General features: G+C 74.0%; 14 protein-coding genes and 1 pseudogene. 14 read left to right on the forward strand and 1 reads right to left on the reverse strand.

Translation table 11 applies throughout. The annotated features are described in order from the left end of the window. The first annotated feature begins 308 nt into the window (after positions 1 to 308). The 7 genes and pseudogenes from ssd to ACSMXW_RS19920 form a co-directional block, all read left to right on the forward strand. Positions 309 to 1,424 carry a septum site-determining protein Ssd gene (gene ssd / locus ACSMXW_RS19890; RefSeq protein ID WP_485798058.1) on the forward strand — a complete coding sequence of 372 codons (1,116 nt, stop codon included), beginning with the start codon at positions 309 to 311 and terminating at the stop codon, positions 1,422 to 1,424. A gap of 578 nt (positions 1,425 to 2,002) precedes the next feature. After that, positions 2,003 to 3,205 carry a TadA family conjugal transfer-associated ATPase gene (locus tag ACSMXW_RS19895; protein WP_485798059.1) on the forward strand — a complete coding sequence of 401 codons (1,203 nt, stop codon included), beginning with the start codon at positions 2,003 to 2,005 and terminating at the stop codon, positions 3,203 to 3,205. Between the two features lie 275 nt (positions 3,206 to 3,480). Beyond that, on the forward strand, positions 3,481 to 4,458 hold the full coding sequence (locus tag ACSMXW_RS19900) for a type II secretion system F family protein (RefSeq protein WP_485808166.1): 978 nt from the start codon (positions 3,481 to 3,483) through the stop codon (positions 4,456 to 4,458). Positions 4,459 to 4,477: 19 nt separating this feature from the next. Further along, positions 4,478 to 5,428, forward strand: a complete 951-nt coding sequence (locus tag ACSMXW_RS19905; protein ID WP_485798060.1) for a type II secretion system F family protein — start codon at positions 4,478 to 4,480, stop codon at positions 5,426 to 5,428. Positions 5,429 to 5,752: 324 nt separating this feature from the next. Beyond that, positions 5,753 to 6,415 carry a DUF4244 domain-containing protein gene (locus ACSMXW_RS19910; RefSeq protein WP_485798061.1) on the forward strand — a complete coding sequence of 221 codons (663 nt, stop codon included), beginning with the start codon at positions 5,753 to 5,755 and terminating at the stop codon, positions 6,413 to 6,415. A gap of 337 nt (positions 6,416 to 6,752) precedes the next feature. Next, positions 6,753 to 7,064 (forward strand): TadE family type IV pilus minor pilin, encoded by a 312-nt coding sequence (locus ACSMXW_RS19915; RefSeq protein ID WP_485798062.1) that lies wholly within the window; start codon positions 6,753 to 6,755, stop codon positions 7,062 to 7,064. 764 nt (positions 7,065 to 7,828) lie between these two features. Next, a pseudogene (locus ACSMXW_RS19920) lies at positions 7,829 to 8,041 on the forward strand (Rv3654c family TadE-like protein); the annotation flags it as partial. Between the two features lie 150 nt (positions 8,042 to 8,191). Here ACSMXW_RS19920 and ACSMXW_RS19925 read toward each other — a convergent pair. Beyond that, positions 8,192 to 10,675 carry a DEAD/DEAH box helicase gene (locus ACSMXW_RS19925; protein ID WP_485808168.1) on the reverse strand — a complete coding sequence of 828 codons (2,484 nt, stop codon included), beginning with the start codon at positions 10,673 to 10,675 and terminating at the stop codon, positions 8,192 to 8,194. A gap of 154 nt (positions 10,676 to 10,829) precedes the next feature. On the opposite strand from ACSMXW_RS19925, the gene bldG reads away from it, so the two are divergent. The 7 genes from bldG to topA all read left to right on the forward strand — a co-directional run bounded on the left by bldG (position 10,830) and on the right by topA (position 22,446). Next, on the forward strand, positions 10,830 to 11,171 hold the full coding sequence (bldG, locus tag ACSMXW_RS19930) for an anti-sigma factor antagonist BldG (protein ID WP_010986038.1): 342 nt from the start codon (positions 10,830 to 10,832) through the stop codon (positions 11,169 to 11,171). 98 nt (positions 11,172 to 11,269) lie between these two features. Then, positions 11,270 to 11,695 (forward strand): ATP-binding protein, encoded by a 426-nt coding sequence (locus ACSMXW_RS19935; RefSeq protein WP_485798063.1) that lies wholly within the window; start codon positions 11,270 to 11,272, stop codon positions 11,693 to 11,695. A 1,098-nt stretch (positions 11,696 to 12,793) separates the two neighbouring features. After that, positions 12,794 to 15,238, forward strand: coding sequence for a sodium-translocating pyrophosphatase (locus ACSMXW_RS19940; RefSeq protein ID WP_485798064.1), 2,445 nt, complete (start codon positions 12,794 to 12,796; stop codon positions 15,236 to 15,238). A gap of 566 nt (positions 15,239 to 15,804) precedes the next feature. Beyond that, entirely contained in the window at positions 15,805 to 16,395 is a 591-nt protein-coding gene (locus tag ACSMXW_RS19945) for a small secreted protein (RefSeq protein WP_485798065.1), read from the forward strand. A 602-nt stretch (positions 16,396 to 16,997) separates the two neighbouring features. Next, complete coding sequence (locus ACSMXW_RS19950; protein ID WP_485808169.1) at positions 16,998 to 18,536, forward strand: DUF7059 domain-containing protein; 1,539 nt, start codon at positions 16,998 to 17,000, stop codon at positions 18,534 to 18,536. 691 nt (positions 18,537 to 19,227) lie between these two features. Next, entirely contained in the window at positions 19,228 to 19,425 is a 198-nt protein-coding gene (locus tag ACSMXW_RS19955; RefSeq protein ID WP_485808171.1) for a hypothetical protein, read from the forward strand. Positions 19,426 to 19,644: 219 nt separating this feature from the next. Then, positions 19,645 to 22,446 (forward strand): type I DNA topoisomerase, encoded by a 2,802-nt coding sequence (topA, locus tag ACSMXW_RS19960; RefSeq protein ID WP_485798066.1) that lies wholly within the window; start codon positions 19,645 to 19,647, stop codon positions 22,444 to 22,446. Positions 22,447 to 22,482: the final 36 nt, after the last annotated feature.

The following is a 22,482-nucleotide window of genomic DNA, read 5'->3' on the forward strand; positions in this document are numbered from 1 at the left end:
TTTGGGCTGCTCTGCGGCTGCCGTCGCCACGGCTCCCCGGGGTCACTTGTGTGGGTGACGACGATATTCACAACCGCCCGCTCGTCCACAGTTATCGACCAAGATCCACACGATTTTCGTGTTCGCGGCACCGTGATTCGGCACGCCCTGCTCGCGAAGTTCATGAGCGCTTCGGTTTGGGACCGGTTCCATTGGCCGGTTCTTATCCACGCTTCGTAAGCCGTCCAGCGGCCGGTTTCTTCGTGTGAAGGGCATTCGCGGGCCCGCGGGGGGCGTCGCGAGATGCGTGGCGAAGGGGGCTGGAAATCGTGGTTGGAGTGCTCTCGAACGGTCCGGGGGAGGCCGCGGAGGCGGTCGGCCGCACACCGCTGATCATCACGGAGGACATCGACCTCCTGGACGATCTGCTGCGTCTGTGCGCGGCGGCGGGCGCACGCCCGGAGGTGCACCACGGTCTCCCCGGGCGCCGGGGCGCCTGGGAGGAGGCCCCGCTCGTCCTGGTCGGCGACGATGCCGTCCCACGCGTGCGTGGCGCCGCCCGCCGCGCCGGCGTGGTGCTCGTCGGGCGCGACCAGGACGACCCGGGTGTGTGGCGCCGCGGCATCGAGATCGGCGCCGACCACGTACTGGTGCTGCCGGACGGCGAGCAGTGGCTGGTGGACCGCATCGCGGACGTGGCGGAGGGCGTGGGCAGGCCCGCTGTCACGGTGGGCGTGGTCGGCGGCCGCGGCGGGGCGGGCGCCTCCACCCTGGCCTGTGCGCTGGCCGTCACCGCGGCCCGCGCCGGGCACCGCACCATGCTCGTCGACGCCGACCCGCTCGGCGGCGGGCTGGACGTCCTGCTCGGCGGCGAGTCGGCCGAGGGCCTGCGCTGGCCCGACCTGGCCGCGTCCCGGGGCCGGGTGGGCGGCGGCGCCCTGGAGGAGTCGCTGCCCGAGCTGCACTCCCTGAGGCTCCTCAGCTGGGACCGCGGGGACACGGTCGCGGTCGCCCCGGAGGCCATGCGGGCGGTCCTCGCGGCCGCCCGGCGCCGCGGGGGCGTGGTCGTCGTGGACCTGCCCCGCCGGGTGGACGAGGGCGTGGCCGAGGCCCTCGCCCAGATCGACCTGGGGCTGCTGGTGGTGCCCGCGGAGCTGCGCGCGGTGGCCGCCGCGGGCAAGGTGGCCTCCGCCGCCGGCATGGTGCTGCGGGACCTGCGCCTCGTCGTACGCCCACCTGCCACGGGCCACCCGCCGGGCTCCCTCACTCCGGACGAGGTCGGCCGCCTCCTCGGGCTCCCCCTCGCCGGCGAGCTCCCCCAGGAGCCCGGCCTGGCGTCCGCCCAGGCGTCCGGCGCACCTCCCGGCCGCGACCCCAAGGGCCCCCTGGCCCGCTTCTGCACGGCTCTGTGGGACCGGCTGCCGGACGTGGGCGGTGCCCGATGAGCGGGGCCGGGCAGTGCGGGAGGCGGCTCGTGGTGTCCACGGAATCGGTTGGTCTGCCGACGGTGGATCTGCCGGCGGGCAGCGGACGTTCACCGGTGGAGGCGGCGGGTGCCCCCGGCGGCGGGGGGACGGCCGGGGGCCGTTCGGCCGCGCAGGCCTCGTACGGAGGGAGGCCGGCCGTGGGCGCTGCGGGAGAGAGCGCGGCTGCCGGTGTTCCGGGTGGGGGAGCGGCCACGGACTCCCCGGGTGCGGATGTGACGGAGGGTGTTTCCGAGCGTGTGGTGGCCCCGCTGTGGAGCACGGTGGGCTCTCGTACGGCGGTCCCGGAAGCGCCCCCGACGGTCCCCGCGCCGGTCCCACCGGGAGCGCCCCCGACGGACCCCACACCGGTCCCACCCGGGATTCCGCCGGGAGTACCGCCCTCCAGCGAGGGCACGGTGGCCGGACGGTACCCCTCTCCGGAGGGTGCGATCACGGGAGCGGCCGAGACGGGACCTGCGTGGCAACCGCGGCCTGCGCCGCCTCCCGCACACGTCGCCGCGCCACCGCCCCTCGCCCCACGGCCGTGGAGCGCACCCGTGCCACCCGCCGGGATCGCGCTCGGCCGCCGGCCAAAGGCCCCGGTGCCGGGCGGACGCGGGCTGCTCGACGGGGTGCGCCAGTGGCTCGCCGAACGGGGCCACGAGCCCACCCCGGCGCGGGTCGCCGAGGCACTGCGGGCTCAGGGCAGGATCCTGGGCGACGCCGACGTCCTGGCCGCCACCGAGCACCTGCGCTCGGAGCTGGTCGGCGCCGGCCCGCTGGAACCCTTGCTCGCCGACCCGACCGTCACGGACGTCCTGGTCGCCGCTCCCGACCGCGTCTGGCTGGACCGCGGTGCCGGCCTCGAGTTGACCGGCGTCACCTTCCCCGACGCCGCGGCCGTACGCCGCCTCGCGCAGCGCCTCGCGGCGGTGGCCGGCCGCCGGCTGGACGACGCCCATCCCTGGGTGGACGCCCGGCTCCCGGACGGCACCCGGTTGCATGCGGTGCTGCCCCCGGTGGCCGTCGGAAGCACCTGCCTGTCCCTGCGGGTCGTCCGCCCCCGAGCCTTCACCCTCCGCGAACTCGTCGCGGCGGGCACCGTCCCACCCGGCGGCGACCGCACCCTGCGGGCTCTGCTCGACGCCCGCCTGTCGTTCCTGATCAGCGGGGGTACCGGCTCGGGCAAGACCACCCTGCTCAGCGCCCTCCTCGGCCTCGTCGAGCCCGACGAGCGGATCGTGCTGGCCGAGGACTCCGCCGAACTGCGGCCCGACCACCCCCATGTGGTCCGTCTGGAGACCAGGCCCGCCAACCAGGAGGGCGCCGGGCTCGTCACCCTCCAGGACCTGGTGCGCCAGGCGCTGCGCATGCGACCCGACCGGCTGGTCGTGGGCGAGGTCCGCGGCCCGGAGGTGGTCCACCTCCTGGCCGCGCTCAACACCGGCCACGAAGGCGGCTGCGGCACGGTGCACGCCAATGCCGCAGCCGATGTCCCCGCCCGGCTCGAGGCCCTGGGCACGGCCGCCGGCCTGGACCGCGCCGCGCTGCACAGCCAGCTCGCCGCCGCCCTCTCCGTGGTGCTGCACCTGGTCAGGGACCGCCGTGGCCGGCGCCGCATCGCGGAGGTGCATGTGCTGCGGCGGGACGCCTCGGGTCTCGTGGTGACCGTGCCCGCGCTCCGCTGGGGCAGCACGGCCTTCGTCCACGAGACGGGTTGGCCGCACCTGGAGCGACTGCTCACGGGAGGCCGGCCGTGACGGCACTGGTGACGATCGCTGGAAGCGCTGCCCTGGCGGTCGCTGGGAGCGCTGCTCTGGCGGTCGCTGGGAGCGCTGCTCTGGCGGTCGCTGGGAGCGCTGCTCTGGCGGTCGCTGGGAGCGCTGCTCTGACGGTCGCTGGAAGCACTGCGCCGGCGGTCGGGAGTACCTCACTGACGGCCGCGGGACGCGCCACCACGGGCGCGCCGGCCGCACCGGCGCTCACGCTGCCCCCGGCGGACCGGCTCACCTGGCTGCTCTGCGTCGGCGCGGCGATGGCCTGCGCGGGGGCCGCCGGATGGCTGACGTTCACGGGCGACGGCGGGGCGCGTCGGCTGCGGTCGCTGTTTCCGCCGGGTGGCCCCGGCGCGCGGCTCCTGCGAAGGCCCGGCGGACGTCGTGCGGGCGAGCCGAGTGCGGGGGTGTCCGGTACGGGGAAGTCCCGCGCGGGGGAGGGGGTCGTCCGGGAGCGCCGTGTCGGAGAGCGCCATGTCGGAGAGCGCCATCTCGGATACGGGCGTGGGCCCGTGCCAGGGGGCGGCCGGCGGACGGCCGGCGCGGCGCGCCTGGCGACGCGGCCCGAGACGGTCTGCCTGCTGGCGGCGGCGCTCGTCGCGCTCCTCGGTGACTCCGTCCTCCCGCTGGTGCTGGGCGTGGCGGCCCTGCCCATGGCCCGGCGGGCATCGCGGGCGCACCAGGCGCGGCGGGCCCGGGAGCGGCGGACCACCGAGGTCATCGCTCTCTGCGGTGCGCTGGCCGGCGAGGTACGGGCCGGGCGGCACCCCGGCGCGGCGCTGCTCGCCACCGCCCGGGCATCCGGCGGCCTCACGGCGGCCCAGGCCGCCCTGCTGGCCGCGGCGCGGTTCGGCGGCGATGTTCCCAGCGCCCTGGCCGCCGCGGGCCGGGAGCCGGGAGTGGAGGGCCTGCTGGGGCTCGCCGCCTGCTGGCGGGTGGCCGTGGACGGCGGTGCGGGCCTCGCGGCGGGCCTCGACCGCCTGGAGGCCGCCCTGCGCGCCGAGCAGAGCCAACGCGCCGACCTGCGCGCCCAGATGTCCGGGCCGCGCTCGACGGCGGCCCTGCTGGCCGTGCTCCCCGCGTTCGGGCTGCTGTTGGGCGGCGCCCTCGGTGCCCACCCCCTGCACGTCCTGCTGCACACCGGTGCCGGGCTCGGGTGCCTGCTGGTGGGCGGCGTGCTGGAAGCCGGCGGTCTGTGGTGGGCGCTGCGGATCGTCCGGAGCACAGAGGTCGGATGAGTGCGGAAGGAGCGGGTCGATGAGTGCCGAGGTTATCCACAGGCTGGGGGTAGTGGTGTGGGCGGTGGCCGGCATCCTGCTGGCGGCGGGCGCGTTCGGCGCGCGGCGGCAGCGGCAGGGGGTGCTGCGCAGAGCCGCCGTGCTCGTCGGCCGGGCCGGTGGCACGGGCCATGCTCCGGGTGCCGCCGGGGCTCGTGGGCGTCCGGGTGGGAGAGGCCACGGGGGAGGCCGGGCCGGCGGACCGCCAGAGGCGCCCCGCCGGCCCGGGACGGAGGAGCCGGTCCTCGGCCTGCCGGCCGTCCAGTCCGCCGTTGCCCGGGCCGACGAGCCCCGCACCGCGAGCCTGCGCCGGCGGACGCGTGCCGTGGTGCGCGGCTGGGCACCGGTCCTCGGCGCGGTCTGCACGGCATACGTCCTGGTGGGAGGGGGCTTCGGGGTCGCGCTGGGGCTGCTGGCCGGTGGTGCCCTCTGGTGGTGGCAGCGCAGACCCGCACCGGTGGAGGAGTTCGACACCGCCCGCGCCGTACGCGAACTCCCGCTGGCAGCCGATCTCTTGGCGGCCTGCACCGCCGCGGGCGCCGATCCCGTCACGGCCGCGCGGGTGGTCGGGGAGTCCCTGGGCGGACCGGTCGGCGAGCGCCTGGCGTGGGGAGCGGCGGAGATACGGCTCGGCGGTGAGCCGGCGGAGGCATGGCGGCGGCTGGCCGCGATCCCCGGCGCCGGCCCGCTGGCCCGGCTCCTGGAGCGCTCGGGCGACTCCGGCGCTCCCGCGGCCGCTCCGATCGCCCGGCTGGCTGCCGACGCGCGGGCCGAGCGGGGCCGGGCCGCAACGGCGAGGGCACGCCGTGCCGGCGTCCTGATCACGGCTCCGGTGGGTCTGTGCTTCCTGCCCGCGTTCATCACGGTCGGCGTCCTGCCGGTCGTCATCGGGCTGGCGAGCGGGCTGCTGAGCGGGGTGATGGGCCGCTGACCGGACGGGACCGGGCGGTGTTCTGCCGCTGGGTCCCGGGTGGGCGGATGCGGCGGGCGAACGCGGACGCGCCGGGTGCGCCGGGCGTACCGGATGCGCTGGATGCGCTGGGTGTGCTGGGTGCGCTGGATGAGTCGGCTGATCCGGGTGGTGCCGGGTCTCCGGCTTGGGGCGCCGGAGGCGCTGGAAAGGGGGGCGTGATGTGAACGCCGGTCGACGAGACGGACGCGAACGCGTGGACGCGCGAACGGCACGAGCAACGGGAGCGACGCGAGCGGCGTGCGCAACACGGGCGGCGTGAGCGGCGTGAGGAACGCGGGCGGCGTGAGCGGCGCGAACGACATGAAGTTCATGAACGACGCGGATGACGCGGATGACGCGGAGGGCGAGATGTGTGACGACACGGGGGATGAGATGAGCACCGAGATGAGCACCCTGAGGGAACGGACCGCGGATCGAGCGGCGGACCGGGTCGCGTCGGCGGTCGCGGGAGCCACCGCGGGCGGGCCGGCTGAGCGGTGGCGGGCCGCGGCCCCGCCGGCGGTGGAGGAACACGCGACGAGCCTCGAGGAAGGGACACGGCGCAAGGCGCGACGGGACGCCTCGGGTCAGCACGGGACGGCACCGCATGAACGTGAAGCCGAATCCCATGCGGCGGCACGGAACGAGGCGGAGCCGTGCGAGGGCACGGGCGGGCAGGGCCCGCCGGGCCGCACACAGTCGGGCGGCACGGCGTGCGCGCAGCCGGCGCTGCGTCGATGGGCCGCGGCGTGCGTCTCCGCGGTCCGTCACGTGGTCGGGCTGCTGCATCGGGCCACCGTGGCCCGGATGCCGGTGCGGGACGCGGGCATGACCACGGCCGAGTACGCGGTGTGCATGATCGTCGCGGTGGCGTTGGCCGGGGTGCTCTACAAGGTGGTGACCGGCCCGGAGGTGCGCGCGCTGCTCCAGCGGACGGTGAGGCGGGCTTTCGATGTCCAGCTCTGACGGCCGTGCGGGGGCGGCCGGGAGTGGGCCCCGGTCGGCGTCGGCCGGGGGCGGGGGACGGGCAGCGGTCGCCGTGCCGTCCCGGGACGGGAGCGGGGCCCCGTGGCGTCCGACTGCACGGGCGCTGGCTGCCACGCTGGATGCCCCGCGGCGGTGCTTGCCGCCCATCCCGCGGTCCGGGCTGCCGCCTGCGGGGAGCGCGGCTTCGCGACCGTCCCCCGGGCCCGGACCTCTGCGGTGGCTCGCGGGACCTGAGGGAGGCGCCCACGGTGGGCCCTCCCGGCCCGCCGTCCCCCGCTGCTCCGACGCCGGCTCTGTCACCGCTGAGGCCGCGGCGGTGCTCCCCGCGCTGGTGCTCTTTGCCATGGGCCTGGTCTGGGCTTTGCTGGTCGCGGCCGCGCAGATCCAGTGCGTGGACGCGGCCAGGGCCGGGGCAAGGGCGGCCGCCCGCCAGGATCCGGACGCCACGGCGGTGGCCGTGGCGGAGCAGGCGGCGCCCAAGGGAGCACGAGTGACGCTGCGGCGCGAGGGGGACCTGGTCCGTGTCCGGGTGGATGCCGACTCCCCGGGGCCGGGCGCGCTCGCCCTCCACCTGCACCAGGAGGCCGTGGCGCTGGCCGAGGAGACCGTGGGGGCGGCCCCGTCATGACCCGCCGACCCAACCGTGGCACCCAGCCACACGGGCCGGCCCCAGGCGGGCGCCCGGCTCCGGCCCCGTGTGCCACCCGCGCCCCGTGTGCTGCCACCCGCGCCCCGTGTGCCACCTGCGCACCGCGCGGCATCTGCGCGCCGTGCGGCACCCACGCGTCGTGCGACATCCACGCACCGTGCGACATCCACGCGCCGTGCGGCACCCGCCGTGCATCGAGGCCCACCCGCGCCTCCGGGGCCGCTCGAGTCTCCGACAGTGCCTGTCACTCTGACAGCACCTGTCACTCTGACCGCAGCAGTCACTTCGACCGCACCGATTTTTTCTGCCGCACCGGCTTCTTCGACTACACCGACCTCTTCGACCACCCCGACCTCTTCGATCGCACCCGCGTTTCCGGACGCGTCCCAGGCCCCGGCCGCCTCGCCGCCCACCCGAGCACCTCCGGCCACAAGCGAGTCTCCGGAGCCGACCGCACTGGCCTCCGCCACGCCTGTGACCGCCTCCGGGCCTGTAGCTGCCTCCCCGCCCGTGACCGTCTCCGGGCCCGCGGCCAACTCTGGCCCCGCGACCGAGCCCACGCCCCCACTCGCGCCCGCGACCGAGCCCACGCCCCCACTCATCCGCACGCCCTCACTCGTCCCCACGCCCCGACGCACTCCCCCGCCCCGATTCACTCCCACGTCCCCAAGCGTGACGGGGCCGGCGACCGCGTCCTCGCGGGTGACCGTGGCTCTGCCACCGTGTGTGGCGTCGCGGTGATCATGGTGCTGACCGTGGTGTTCGTGGCGCTGCTCGGGATGGCCCAGGTCGTGCTCGCCCGGCACCGGGCGGGCGGTGCCGCCGATCTCGCGGCGCTCGCCGCGGCCGGCCACTGGAGCGACGGGCGCGCCGCGGCCTGCGCCGAGGCGGCGCGGGTGGCCGAGGCCCAGGGCGCCCGGCTTGTGCGGTGCGCCCTGCTCGGCGAGGTCTCCGACGTCAGGGCCGCGGCGGACGTGGGCCCGTTCCACCTGGAGCAGCGCTCCCGTGCGGGCCCGGCGACCCCCACGGCACCCCCACCACTCCCAAATGACCCGGCTGCCTCACCCCACCCGGACACGTCAGGGCAGCCGGGCACGTGGGAGGGCTCACCCCACCGGGGCGGTCCCACCGGAGTCGCGCGGTCCACCGCCGCCCTCCGCACCGTCCCGCGGGACACCGCCCTGCGCAGCCGCGGCACCGGTGCCGGCGCCGTCCGCGTCCTCGGCGCCCCGCAGCAGCACCGTCAGCAGGCGCACCGCACCCCGTTTGTGGAGCGGATCGTTGCCGTTGCCGCACTTGGGGGACTGGATGCAGGAGGGGCAGCCGGCGTCGCACTCGCAGGAGGCGATGGCCTCACGGGTGGCGGTCAGCCATGCGCGGGCGGTGTGGAAGGCGCGCTCGGCGAAGCCGGCGCCGCCCGGATGGCCGTCGTAGACGAAGACGGTCGGCAGCAGGGTGTCGGGGTGCAGTGGGATGGAGACGCCGCCGATGTCCCAGCGGTCGCAGGTGGCGAAGAGCGGCAGTATGCCGATCGACGCGTGCTCGGCGGCGTGCAGGGCGCCGCCGAGCTGTTCCGGGTTGACCCGGGCCGCGTCGAGCTGGTCCTGCGTGACCGTCCACCAGACGGCGCGGGTGCGCAGGGTGCGGGGCGGCAGGTCGAGCCTGGTCTCGCCCAGCACCTCGCCGGTGATCAGCCGGCGGCGCAGATAGGAGACGACCTGGTTGGTGACCTCCACGGAGCCGTAGCAGAGCCGGGCGTCACCCCAGGGCACCTCGGTGTCGGTCTCCAGGACGGAGATGGCGGTGGTGTCCCGCGCCATGGTCGTGTACGGCGGGTCGGCAGGCTCGACCAGCGCGGCCCCGGCGTCGAGGTCGAGCTGCCTGACCACATACGTACGGCCCTGGTGGAGGTGGACCGCGCCGTCGTGCACGGTGGTGTGCGCGGCGGAGGCGTCCACGGTGCCCAGCAGCCGGCCCGTCGCGGCCTCCACGATCTGCACCGGATCGCCGCTCTCGCCGCGGATGCCGGTCAGGTCGGCGGCCCTTTCCCGGCGCGTCCAGTGCCAGGCCTTCGTGCGGCGGCGCAGCAGTTTCGCGGCCTCCAGCTGCGGCAGCAGCCCGGCCGCGGCGGGGCCGAAGAGCGGCAGGTCCTCGTCCGTGAGCGGCAGCTCCTCGGCGGCGGCGCACAGGTGGGGCGCGAGCACATAGGGGTTGTCGGGGTCGAGGACGGTGGACTCCACCGGCTGGCGGAACACGGCCTCCGGGTGGTGCACCAGATAGGTGTCCAGCGGGTCGTCCCGTGCGACCAGCACCGCCAGCGCGCCCTGTCCGGAGCGTCCCGCCCGGCCCGCCTGCTGCCACAGCGAGGCCCGGGTGCCGGGATAGCCCGCGATCAGGACGGAGTCGAGGCCGGAGACGTCGACGCCGAGTTCCAGGGCGGTGGTGGCGGCGAGGCCCAGCAGCTCGCCGGTGTGCAGGGCGCGCTCCAGGGCACGGCGCTCCTCCGGGAGGTAGCCGCCGCGGTAGGCGGCGACGCGCCGGGCCAGCGAGCGGTCCACCTCGGCGAGCCGTTCCTGGGCGATCACGGAGATCAGCTCGGCGCCGCGCCGCGAGCGCACGAAGGCCACGGTACGCACGCCCTGTACGACCAGGTCGGTCAGCAGCTCCGCGGTCTCGGCGGTGGCGGTGCGGCGGACCGGGGCGCCCTTCTCGCCGTGCAGCTCGGTGAGCGGGGGCTCCCAGAGGGCGAAGACCAGTTCGCCGCGGGGCGAGGCGTCGTCGCTGATCTCCCGCACCTGCACGCCGGTCAGCCGCCCCGCCGCCACGGCGGGCTCGGCGGCGGTGGCGGAGGCGAGCAGGAAGACGGGCGACGAGCCGTACCGGGCGCAGAGCCTGCGCAGCCGGCGCAGCACCTGGGCGACGTGCGAGCCGAAGACGCCCCGATAGGTGTGGCACTCATCGATGACGACATAGCGCAGCGCGCGCAGGAAGGAGGACCAGCGGGGATGGGACGGGAGTATGCCCCGGTGCAGCATGTCGGGGTTGGTCAGCACATAGGTGGCGTACTGGCGCACCCACTCGCGCTCCTCGAAGGCGGTGTCGCCGTCGTAGACGGCGGGCCGTACCGCGGTGCCCAGCGGCGCGGCGAACTCCTTCACCATCCGGCACTGGTCGGCGGCGAGCGCCTTGGTGGGGGCCAGGTAGAGCGCGGTCGCGCCCCGCCCGTTCGGCGCCTCGGAGCCGTCCAGCAGGGTGCTGAGCACGGGCACGAGGTAGGCGAGGGACTTCCCGGAGGCGGTGCCGGTGGAGACGACGACGGACTCACCGTCGAGCGCGTGTTCGGCGGCGAGCGCCTGATGGGCCCAGGGGTGCTCGATTCCCGCCCGTTCCACAGCGCGGATGATCTCCGGTCGGATACGGTCGGGCCAGACGGCATGCCGCCCCGCACGCGGGGGCAAGTGCTCCGTATGGGTGATGCGCGAAACCCGGCCCTGCCCCGGGGCAAGACGGTCCAGGACTGTCTGCGGGGAGAGCCGGGCTGCGGTGTCCGCCGGGGATCTTTCGGGACGGTGATTCTTGGCCATCGGCATCGAGTGTGTCACCGGCACGACGGACAATGGACCCAAGGCGTCGTGCACGTCTGTCGTAAGTGATTGAATGCCATCGCGGCTGGCGATCCGTCCCGGGGTTCAAGCCGAGGTGTCCCTAGGGACGACCGCTCGATAGCAAGGTGCTGGAGGATCCGTGGACCTGTCCCTGTCGACCCGTACTGTCGGCGACCGTACGGTCGTCGAGGTCGGTGGCGAAATTGATGTGTACACCGCGCCCAAGCTGCGCGAGCAGTTGGTCGAGCTCGTGAACGACGGCAATTTCCACCTGGTCGTCGACATGGAGGGCGTGGACTTCCTCGACTCCACCGGGCTCGGCGTGCTGGTGGGGGGCCTCAAGCGCGTTCGCGCGCACGAGGGCTCGCTGCGCCTGGTCTGCAACCAGGAGCGCATTCTCAAGATCTTCCGTATCACTGGCCTGACGAAGGTGTTCCCGATCCACACCTCTGTCGAGGAAGCCGTCGCGGCCACCGACTGAGCCCGGCTCCCCGGGCCCGCGCCCGGGGCTTCACCACCCGGGGGGACCGGGCTCCGCGCCCGGCCCCCTCAGCACGCCCGTATGTCAAAGGGGGACGCATGGCCACCGTCGAACTCCGCTTCAGCGCGCTGCCCGAGCACGTCAGGACCGCCCGTCTGGTGGCGGCGGCAGTGGCGCGCAGGTCAGGGGTGGACGAGGCCGTGCTCGACGAGGTACGGCTCGCCGTGGGCGAGGCCTGCACCCGTGCCGTCGGCCTGCACCAGAGCAACGGGGTGTCGGCGCCGGTGCGCGTGCTGCTGATCGAGGAGGAGAAGCAGTTCTCCATCGAGGTCGGCGACGAGGCGCCGCGCTCGGCGGCCGTCGCCGGCGCGACCGGCGGTGCCGACGCGGACGCGGAGAGCGAGGACGAGATGGGCCTCGCCGTCATCAGCGGCCTCGTCGACGACGTGCAGGTGACGGCCGACGAACACGGCGGCCACATCCGCATGAGCTGGCCGACCCCGCCGACGACCCTCCTTCCCTGAGCCCGCGCCCTCCTTCCCTGAGCCCGCGCCCGGCATCGCTGAGCTCGCGCACGGCTTCGTTGAGCCTGCGCCCGGCTTCGCTGAGTTCACCCCGCCCGTCCTGAGCCCCTTCCCTGGCCTGCTCGGCCCGCACCGCGCTCAGCCTCGCGGGCCTGTGCCTGCGCCGGTCTCAGCCTTCCGGGCCCGTGCCTGCGCCGGTCTCAGCCTTCGGGGCAGGGCCCATGCCGCGCCCACGTTCCCGAGCCTGAGCCTGCGCCGTGCCCGCCCTGCCCGAGTCCGCCGCGCCCAGCGTTCCTCAGCCTGAGCCGTTCTTGAGTCTGCGCCGCACTCAGCGAGTCCACCCGCGCGTGCTGCCTTCCCCAGGCCGCGCAGCCCCTCGCCCGCCCTCAGCCCGCCCCGCATCCGCAGTCGGCGGCCCCTGAGCGCCACGCCCGGAAGGGGCGCGTGCCCGCCCCACCGACGGGTACGCCCGGCTGCCGCACCCGATCGGCTTACGAAGTCAGCCAACTTGCGGCGCCCGTTTCCCACCGGCGCACCGCGATCCCACCGGCCCCACCAGAGCCTCCGAGGACCCCGGCCCGGGCCCGGCCCGGGGCCGCGGAGCCCCTGCCGTGCCCCCGCCCCGCCTCCGACGGCCGCCCACACCCCCGTACCGTCCCCGCCTGGACCGCCTGCCGCAGCGGGGGCTCGACGCCTCTCAGTCTCGGCCCCGCCGCCCGCCGCCGTGGTGGCGGGCCGGGCCGCCATCCCCGGCATCACCCGTCATGAGCAGGGCGGACCGCATTCCCCCGCACGCTTTCCACACCCCGCCCACACAATTCTTGATCGAATTCCTGATTCGTGTCTATGATCACCCCGGGAAAACATCACCAGATCATCTGCCCGGCCATTACGGTGATGGATCAAGTGATTGTCGATCATTAGTCGTGGGTCAATGCCTTTAAGGCATTACACCTTTCGAGTGCGGGCCGTCCGCGGCGATCATTTGCGGCGGCGCAGGTGCGGGCCAATTACGATGACGGCCCACTGTTTAGATCCCGATCTGCTCCCTACAATCCGTCCACATCTTGAGCTCAGCCCAAGCGTCAAGGAGGACGAATGGCGGGGCTTTCCACCCCTCAAAAGTTTGACCACCCCTCAACCTTCGCAGCCGCAGTGCTGACCGACGACAACCGTATGATCGTGGTGGTCATCGGGATTGTCGCCCTCGCCGCACTCGTCGTTGCCGGGATCCTGGTGCGCCAGGTGCTCGCCGCGGGCGAGGGCACCGACAGCATGAAGAAGATCGCGGCCGCCGTGCAGGAGGGCGCCAACGCCTATCTGGCCCGGCAGCTGCGCACCCTCGGCGTATTCGCCGTCGTGGTGTTCTTCCTGCTCATGCTGCTGCCCGCGGACGACTGGAATCAGCGTGCCGGGCGGTCGGTGTTCTTCCTGATCGGTGCGGCCTTCTCGGCCGCCACCGGCTATATCGGCATGTGGCTCGCGGTGCGGAGCAATGTGCGCGTCGCGGCCGCCGCAAGAAAGGCGACACCCGGCGAGGGCGAGCCGGAAAAGGATCTCACCACCGTCTCGCACGAGGCAATGAAGATCGCTTTCCGTACGGGCGGCGTCGTCGGCATGTTCACCGTGGGGCTCGGGTTGCTCGGGGCCTCTTGTGTGGTGCTGGTGTACGCGGCCGACGCGCCGAAAGTCCTGGAGGGCTTCGGTCTCGGTGCGGCGCTCATCGCCATGTTCATGCGTGTCGGAGGCGGCATCTTCACCAAGGCCGCCGACGTCGGCGCCGACCTGGTCGGCAAGGTCGAACAGGGCATTCCGGAGGACGACCCGCGCAATGCCGCGACCATCGCCGACAATGTGGGCGACAACGTCGGCGACTGCGCGGGAATGGCCGCCGACCTCTTCGAGTCGTACGCCGTCACGCTGGTCGCCGCGCTGATTCTCGGCAAGGCGGCCTTCGGCGACTCCGGGCTGGCCTTCCCGCTGATCGTCCCGGCGATCGGTGTGATCACGGCGATGATCGGCATCTTCGCGGTGGCCCCCCGCCGCTCCGACCGCAGCGGCATGACCGCGATCAACCGCGGCTTCTTCATCTCCGCGGTGATCTCGCTCGTGCTGGTGGCCGTCGCCGTCTTCACCTACCTGCCGTCCTCGTACGCCGACCTGGACGGGATCACCGACGCGGCGATCCAGGGCAAGAGCGGGGACCCGCGCGTCCTCGCCCTTGTCGCCGTCGCCATCGGCATCGTGCTCGCCGCCCTCATCCAGCAGCTGACCGGGTACTTCACCGAGACCAGCCGGCGCCCCGTCAGGGACGTCGGCAAGACCTCGCTGACCGGCCCGGCCACCGTCGTGCTCTCCGGCATCTCGCTGGGGCTCGAGTCGGCCGTCTACACGGCGCTGCTGATCGGGCTCGGCGTGTACGGGGCGTTCCTGCTCGGCGGCACGTCGATCATGCTGGCGCTGTTCGCGGTGGCGCTCGCCGGTACCGGCCTGCTCACCACGGTCGGCGTGATCGTCGCCATGGACACCTTCGGCCCGGTCTCCGACAACGCCCAGGGCATCGCCGAGATGTCCGGCGACGTCGAGGGCGCGGGCGCGCAGGTGCTCACCGACCTGGACGCGGTGGGCAACACCACCAAGGCCATCACCAAGGGCATCGCGATCGCCACCGCCGTCCTCGCGGCGTCGGCGCTCTTCGGCTCGTTCCGTGACGCGATCACCTCGGCGGCGCGCGACGTCGGCGAGAAGGTCGGGTCGGGCGGCCCGCTGAGTCTGGTGATGGACATCTCGCAGCCCAACAACCTGGTCGGCCTGATCGCGGGCGCCGCCGTCGTCTTCCTCTTCTCCGGTCTCGCCATCAACGCGGTGTCCCGGTCCGCCGGGGCCGTGGTCTTCGAGGTGCGGCGGCAGTTCAAGGAGAAGCCCGGGATCATGGACTACACGGAGAAGCCCGAGTACGGGCGCGTCGTCGACATCTGCACCAAGGACGCGCTGCGTGAGCTGGCCACTCCAGGACTGCTCGCGGTGATGGCGCCGATCGCGATCGGCTTCACGCTCGGCGTCGGCGCGCTCGGCGCGTACCTCGCGGGCGCGATCGGTACGGGCACGCTGATGGCGGTGTTCCTCGCCAACTCCGGCGGCGCCTGGGACAACGCCAAGAAGCTCGTCGAGGACGGCCACCACGGCGGCAAGGGCAGTGAGGCCCATGCCGCGACGGTGATCGGCGACACCGTCGGCGACCCCTTCAAGGACACCGCGGGACCCGCGATCAACCCCCTGCTGAAGGTGATGAACCTGGTGGCGCTGCTCATCGCGCCCGCGGTCATCAAGTTCAGCTTCGGGGAGAGCGCGAGTGTCGCCGTGCGGGTGGTCATCGCGGTGCTCGCCCTGGCCGTGATCGTCGGGGCGGTCTTCGTGTCCAAGCGGCGCGGGATCGCGGTCGGCGGCGGAGACGACGAGGACGGCACGGGAGGCGCAGCAGAGGAGGACAAGAAGAAGGGCGAGCCGGTGGGCGAGTCGGCCGATGCGGCGGTGGTGTCGTAACGGCGGATTCGGATTCGGACTCGGATTCGGGAACGGATCCGGGGGCCCCGGTCCCTGGTCCCCGGCCCCGGCCCGGTCCCTGGTCCCCGGCCCCCGGCCCCCGGAGCCCCGGAGGTCCCGGAGCTCGGAAACTCGGGGACTTCGATCCCGGGCCGTCGGGCTCGGGCTCCGGCCCCGGGGCTGGGCAACAGACGGGCGGGCGGCGCACACACGCGTCGCCCGCCCGCCTGTGCGCCGGCGTAGTGGCTCTGTGCTGTTTCCCGCGCGCCCGCCCGGCGCCATGCGCGCCCGCCGGTGCCGCCGTGTGCCGGCACGTGTGTGTGCGGGCGCGGTGCGGATGAACGGCGCTGGGGCGGTCGGTGCGTGCGGTCGGTGCGGCCTCCGGGGTGAGGAGCGGTCGGTGCGTGCGGTCGGTGCGGCCTCCGGGGTGGCGGATGCACGGCGGCCGGTTCCCGTCGCCGTGAGTCATCTCTCCCTTGTCGTAAACAGCGCCAAGTCAATCCATAACCGGGCATTTGGGTCATGGCCGTCACCCGTCCGGCGTGTATGTTCCGGGGCCGGAAGCCATGGAAGGGGCCCATCCGGTGAAGAAGAAGCTCGCAGCCGTGCTGTCCGGCGGTGCGGTGGCGGTACTGGCGCTGTCGGGATGCACCGACGACAAGAAGGACCTCGACGCCTGGGCCAAGTCGGTCTGTGACTCCGTCCAGCCGCAGGCCAAGAAGATCGAGTCGGCCAACGCCGCCATCCAGCAGCAGACCTCGGACACCAGCAAGCCCGAGGACGTGCAGAAGACCGACTCTCAGGCCTTCCAGGACATGTCCGACGCCTACAAGGCGCTCGCCTCCGCCGTGGGCCGCGCCGGGGCGCCGCCCGTCGACGGCGGCGACAAGAAGCAGCAGGACGCGGTCAAGGAACTGAAGGGCACCGCCGCGTCCTACGCCGGGCTGAAGAAGCAGGTCGACGGCCTGGACACCAAGGACCAGGCCAAGTTCGCGGACGGCCTCACCGACATCGCCACCCGCTTGGACCAACTCGGCAAGACCGGCAACAACGCCCTGGCGAAGCTTGAGGCGGGCGACGTCGGCAAGTCGATGGAGAAGCAGAAGAGCTGCCAGAAGGCTTCGGCGAACCGGACGGGCACGACGACGGCGGGCTGACGCCGGTATGCGGCATGCGGGTCGAGGCCGGCACGCGGCATGCGAGTCGCGGTCGGCGTGCGGGATGTGGGCCGGCGCGGGCACGACGGTGGGCCGACGCGCACGACGGTGGGCCGACGCGCACGACGGCGGGTGGACGCGCACGACGGTGGGTCGACGCGCACGACGGTGGGCCGATGTGGCCGCACGCCAGCGGGGTGATGCAGGGGTGCGTCGATGCGGGGGCGCGTCGGTGGGGCCGGCACCGGGCAGGACGACGGGCTGCCGTGGGTTCCCGGGTGGGCTGCCGCGGATTCGTCGGTGGCTGCGGCGGACCCCGCCGGGGCACGGCGGGCCGGCGTCAGCACCGAGACGGGCGCACACCGGCACCGGGACGGGCCGGCGTCGGGCACCGGGACCGGCCGGCACCGGTCGCGAGCCGGGACGGCGTCGGGCGATCGAGACCGCCCGCCTCACGATCGACGCCCGCACCGCGCCCTCGGTCGTGCCCCGGACCGGCCGCCGGAGCGGACACAATGGGCCCCGTGAGTACCACCCGCCCCCCGGGCCCGCCGCTGTCGTCCCGTCCCCTGCCGTCCGCCCCCTCGTCGTCGCCGGAACCGGTGGCCGCCGCCGCGGCCGCCGCCAACGCCGCCGCACGGCTCCGGGACGCCCTCCTGGCCGCCGGCTTCACCGCGGACGGCCTCCTCGGCCTGCTCGGCCCCGCCGCCTACGCCGCCCTCGCGCGCGGTGAGACGGTGCCCGCGCTGCGGGCCACCCGCGGCGAGACGCCGCTGGAGTCGGTCGTCCGCCTCTTCCTGCTCCAGCAGCCCGTGCCGCACGCGCGCGTGGCGGACGTGCTGCCGGTGCGGGACTGCCTGGAGGCGGGGTGGCTCGCACAGGCGGGCGGCGGCGAGGTGGCCGCCACGGTGGACGTGCGGCCGTACGCCGGACCGTTGCGCCAGGACTGGTACGTCGTCTCCGACCTGGGCTGCGCGGTCGGCGGCGCCTCGGGCATCGGCGGGCCCGGCCGGCAGGCGGACTCCGACGTGGTGCTCGGCGTCGGCGGCGCCTCCACCACCCTCGCCCAGCTCACCGTCCGCGGCCCGGTCGGCAGCGCCCTCGACCTCGGCACCGGCTCCGGCGTCCAGGCGCTGCACGCCTCCCAGCACGCCGCCCGGGTCACCGCGACCGACACCAACCCGCGCGCCCTGCGCATGGCCGCGCTCACCCTCGCGCTGTCCGGCGCGCCGGCCGCCGACCTGCGCGAGGGCTCGCTCTACGAACCGGTGGGCGACGAGACGTACGACCTGATCGTGTCCAACCCGCCGTTCGTGATCTCGCCCGGCGCCCGGCTCACCTACCGGGACGGCGGCATGGGCGGTGACGACCTGTGCCGGACGCTGGTGCAGGGCGCGGGACGGCGGCTGAACGACGGCGGCCACGCGCAGTTCCTCGCCAACTGGCAGCACGTCGAGGGCGAGGACTGGACGGACCGCGTCCGCTCCTGGCTGCCGTCCGGCTGCGACGCCTGGATCGTCCAGCGCGAGGTGCAGGACGTCGCCCAGTACGCCGAGCTGTGGCTGCGGGACGCCGGCGACCACCGGGCGGACCCCGCCGAGTACGCGGCACGGTACGACGCCTGGCTGGACGAGTTCGAACGGCGCAAGACCAGGGCCGTCGGCTTCGGCTGGATCACCCTGCACCGCACCGGCGCTGTGGCGCCCTCCGTCACCGTGGAGGAGTGGCCGCACTCCGTCGAGCAGCCCCTCGGCGAGAGTGTCCGGGCGCACTTCCGCCGCCAGGCCTACCTGGCCACCCATGACGACGCCGCACTGCTCGAAGGCCGCTTCCGGCTGGCCCCCGAGGTCGTCCAGGAGCAGATCGGGCTGCCCGGTGCCGAGGACCCCGAGCACGTCGTGCTGCGCCAGCAGCGCGGGATGCGCCGTGCCACCAAGGTGGACACCGTCGGCGCCGGCTTCGCGGGGGTCTGCGACGGCACCCTGAGCGCCGGGCGGATCCTGGACGCCATCGCCCAGCTCCTCGGCGAGGACCCCGTCCTGCTCCGGGACCGCACCCCCGCGCAGATCCGGCTGCTCATCGAGCAGGGCTTCCTGGAACCCGCCGGCGAGCCGGGGAACGACACGGAACCGACCTCCTAGGGAGGCCATTCTGTAAGGCGCCTCCCTGGATGCCCTGCCCATCCGGCAGGGAGCCGCCCCTCCACACGGCAGGGAGGAGTCGCCCTCCACGGGGGGAGCCCGCCTCCGCGCGGCACGGAGCCCCTCTCCACACGGCACGGAGCCCTTCTCCGCGCGGCACGGAGCCCTTGCGCGCGGCGCGGAGCCCCTCTCCGCGCGGCACGGAGCCCCTCTTCGCCCAGGAGCGTGCCCCTCTTCACGTCGCAGGGTTCCTTCCCCCGGGCCGGTGATCCGGGTCCCGGAAGGGGCGCGGGGAACTGCGCGCTCGGCTCCCGCCGGCCGGTGGCCGGGTACGGGCCCGCAAGGGGCCGCTCGGGGGCCGGGCGCGTGAACCCGCAAGGGGCTGCTCGGGCTGCTCGGGCCCCGGGGCGCGTGAGCCCCCAAGGGGCGGCTCGGGGCGGCCCGGCGCACGGGACCGCACAGGCCGCGGGAGGCGGCCCGGCGTGGCGGCGGGGCCGCGAATGCGCCACCACCCGTTCACGCCAAATTCCTTCCCCCGTCGCCCGGCCGTGTCAGCCTCCGACCCTCCGGTACCGAAAGCCCACAGGTACCTCGGGAGGGCCCGCGGAGCCCGGCAGGGGCGGCCGGCGGGCGCGCCGGAAAGCCCCCGGCCTCCGGCGGAGGTGGGCGGGGGAGGCGACAGGACATGGAGTTGGAGAGCGTGCCCGCGGTCTTCGCGGGCGTGGTGTTCACGCTGTTCGGGGCGGGGCTGCTGCTCTGGACGGGGCTGCGGCTGCGGCACCGCGCGCCCGTGGCGGACGGTGTGAATCCCATCGCATCGGCCACGGTCGCCACGCTCGCCGGGACGGGCGCGCTGGGCCTCGGCTGCTGGTGTCTCAGCTGCGTCTGAGCACGGTGTGAGGCGCCGCACACCGGTAACTGAGATGTGACCCTCCGCATAAGGCGTAGCGGCAGGTCGCCGCTCCGGGCGGCAGGAACAGCGGAAGTCGGGTTACCGTTCGAGTGGCCGTTGTGGGCTTTCCCCGTTTGACACGGGGGCGGGAGGTACCGTCACACTCCGCAGCGTCAGCACATGTCCACCGAGCGTCGACCGGAGAGAAGAGCGAAGTTGTCCCCGACCAGCGAGACCGCACAGGGCGGCCGCCGACTCGTCATCGTCGAGTCGCCTGCCAAGGCGAAGACGATCAAGGGCTATCTCGGGCCCGGATACACCGTCGAGGCGAGCGTCGGGCACATCCGTGACCTCCCCAACGGCGCCGCCGAGGTCCCCGACAAGTACACGGGCGAGGTGCGCCGTCTCGGCGTGGACGTCGAGCACGACTTCCAGCCTGTCTACGTCGTCAACGCCGACAAGAAGTCCCAGGTCAAGAAGCTCAAGGAGCTGCTGCGCGACTCCGACGAGCTCTACCTCGCCACGGACGAGGACCGGGAGGGCGAGGCGATCGCCTGGCACCTCCAGGAGGTGCTCAAGCCGAAGATCCCGGTGCACCGGATGGTCTTCCACGAGATCACCAAGGACGCCATCCGGGCCGCCGTCGCCAACCCCCGCGAGCTGAACCAGAAGCTGGTCGACGCCCAGGAGACCCGCCGGATCCTCGACCGCCTCTACGGCTACGAGGTCTCCCCGGTGCTCTGGAAGAAGGTCATGCCGCGGCTGTCGGCGGGCCGCGTCCAGTCCGTCGCCACCCGTCTCGTCGTCGAGCGCGAGCGCGAGCGCATCGCCTTCCGCTCCGCCGAGTACTGGGACCTCACGGGCACCTTTGCGACCGGCCGCGCCGGCGACAGGTCCGACCCGGCGTCCCTGGTGGCCCGGCTGACCGCGGTGGACGGCAGGCGCGTCGCCCAGGGCCGTGACTTCGACTCCGTCGGCCGGCTCAAGACGGCGAACACCCTCCACCTCGACGAGGAGAACGCCCGCGCGCTGGCCGCCGCCCTGGAGCGCTCGGAGTTCTCCGTGCGCTCCGTGGAGTCCAAGCCGTACCGGCGCTCCCCGTACGCGCCGTTCCGCACCACCACGCTCCAGCAGGAGGCCAGCCGCAAGCTCGGTTTCGGTGCGAAGGCGACCATGCAGATCGCCCAGAAGCTGTACGAGAACGGCTTCATCACCTATATGCGTACGGACTCCACGACGCTCTCCGACACGGCAGTCGCCGCCGCCCGCGCGCAGGTCACCCAGCTCTACGGCGCCGATTACCTCCCCGAGCGGCCCCGTACGTACGCGGGCAAGGTCAAGAACGCCCAGGAGGCGCACGAGGCGATCCGCCCCTCCGGCGACCGCTTCCGCACCCCGGCGGAGACCGGCCTCACCGGTGAGCAGTTCAAGCTCTACGAGCTGATCTGGAAGCGGACCGTCGCCTCCCAGATGAAGGACGCGGTGGGCAACAGCGTCACCGTCAAGATCGGTGGGCGCTCCGGCGACGGCCGGGACGCCGAGTTCAGCGCCTCCGGCAAGACCATCACCTTCCACGGCTTCCTGAAGGCCTACGTGGAGGGCGCCGACGACCCGAACGCCGAGCTGGACGACCGCGAGCGGCGCCTGCCGCAGGTCGCCGAGGGCGACGCCCTCACCGCCGAGGAGATCACCGCCGACGGTCACGCGACCAAGCCGCCCGCCCGCTACACCGAGGCGTCCCTGGTCAAGGAGCTGGAGGAGCGCGAGATCGGCCGCCCGTCGACCTACGCGTCGATCATCGGCACCATCCTCGACCGCGGCTACGTCTTCAAGAAGGGCACCGCACTCGTCCCGTCGTTCCTGTCCTTCGCCGTCGTCAACCTCCTGGAGAAGCACTTCGGGCGGCTCGTCGACTACGACTTCACCGCCCGCATGGAGGACGACCTCGACCGCATCGCGCGCGGTGAGGCGCAGTCCGTGCCGTGGCTGCGGCGGTTCTACTTCGGCGAGGGCGGCCCGGACGGCGCCGGCGCCGCGGCGGCTGCGGGCAACGGCGACGGGGACCACCTCGGCGGCCTCAAGGAACTCGTCACCGACCTCGGCGCGATCGACGCCCGCGAGGTGTCGTCGTTCCCCGTCGGCAACGGCATCGTGCTCCGTGTCGGCCGTTACGGCCCCTATGTGGAGCGCGGTACGCGCGACGAGGAAGGGCACCAGCGCGCCGACGTCCCCGGGGACCTCGCCCCCGACGAGCTGACCGTCGAGTACGCGGAGGAGCTGCTCGCCAAGCCGACCGGCGACTTCGAGCTGGGCACCGACCCGGGGACCGGCCGTCAGATCGTCGCCAAGGACGGTCGCTACGGTCCCTATGTCACCGAGGTGCTGCCCGAGGGGACGCCCAAGACCGGCAAGAACGCGGTCAAGCCGCGGACGGCCTCGCTGTTCAAGTCGATGTCCCTGGACACCGTCACGCTTCAGGACGCCCTCAAGCTGATGTCGCTGCCGCGGGTGGTCGGGACCGACCCGGAGGGCGTGGAGATCACCGCGCAGAACGGGCGGTACGGGCCGTACCTCAAGCGGGGCACGGACTCGCGGTCGCTGCAGAGCGAGGACCAGATCTTCGACATCACCCTGGACGAGGCCCTCGCGATCTACGCCCAGCCGAAGCAGCGGGGGCGGGCGGCCGCCAAGCCGCCGCTCAAGGAGCTGGGGGAGGACCCGGTCAGCGGGAAGCCCGTCGTGGTCAAGGACGGGCGGTTCGGGCCGTATGTCACCGATGGCGAGACGAACGCGACGCTCAGGGCCGCGGACAGTGTGGAGGCGATCACCGCTGAGCGGGGGTTCGAGCTGCTGGCGGAGAAGCGGGCGAAGGGGCCGGTGAAGCGGGCGGCCAAGAAGGCGCCTGCCAAGAAGGCGCCTGCCAAGAAGAAGACCGCGGGGGCGGCGGGGGCGGCGGGGGCGGCGAAGAAGGCTGCTTCCGGGAAGCGGGCGGCCTCGTCCAAGAGCGACCAGGGCTGAGGCGCGCGCCCGAGGCATGAGGGCGCCGGAGTGGTG

It is taken from the genome of Streptomyces sp. DSM 116793 (assembly GCF_057320905.1).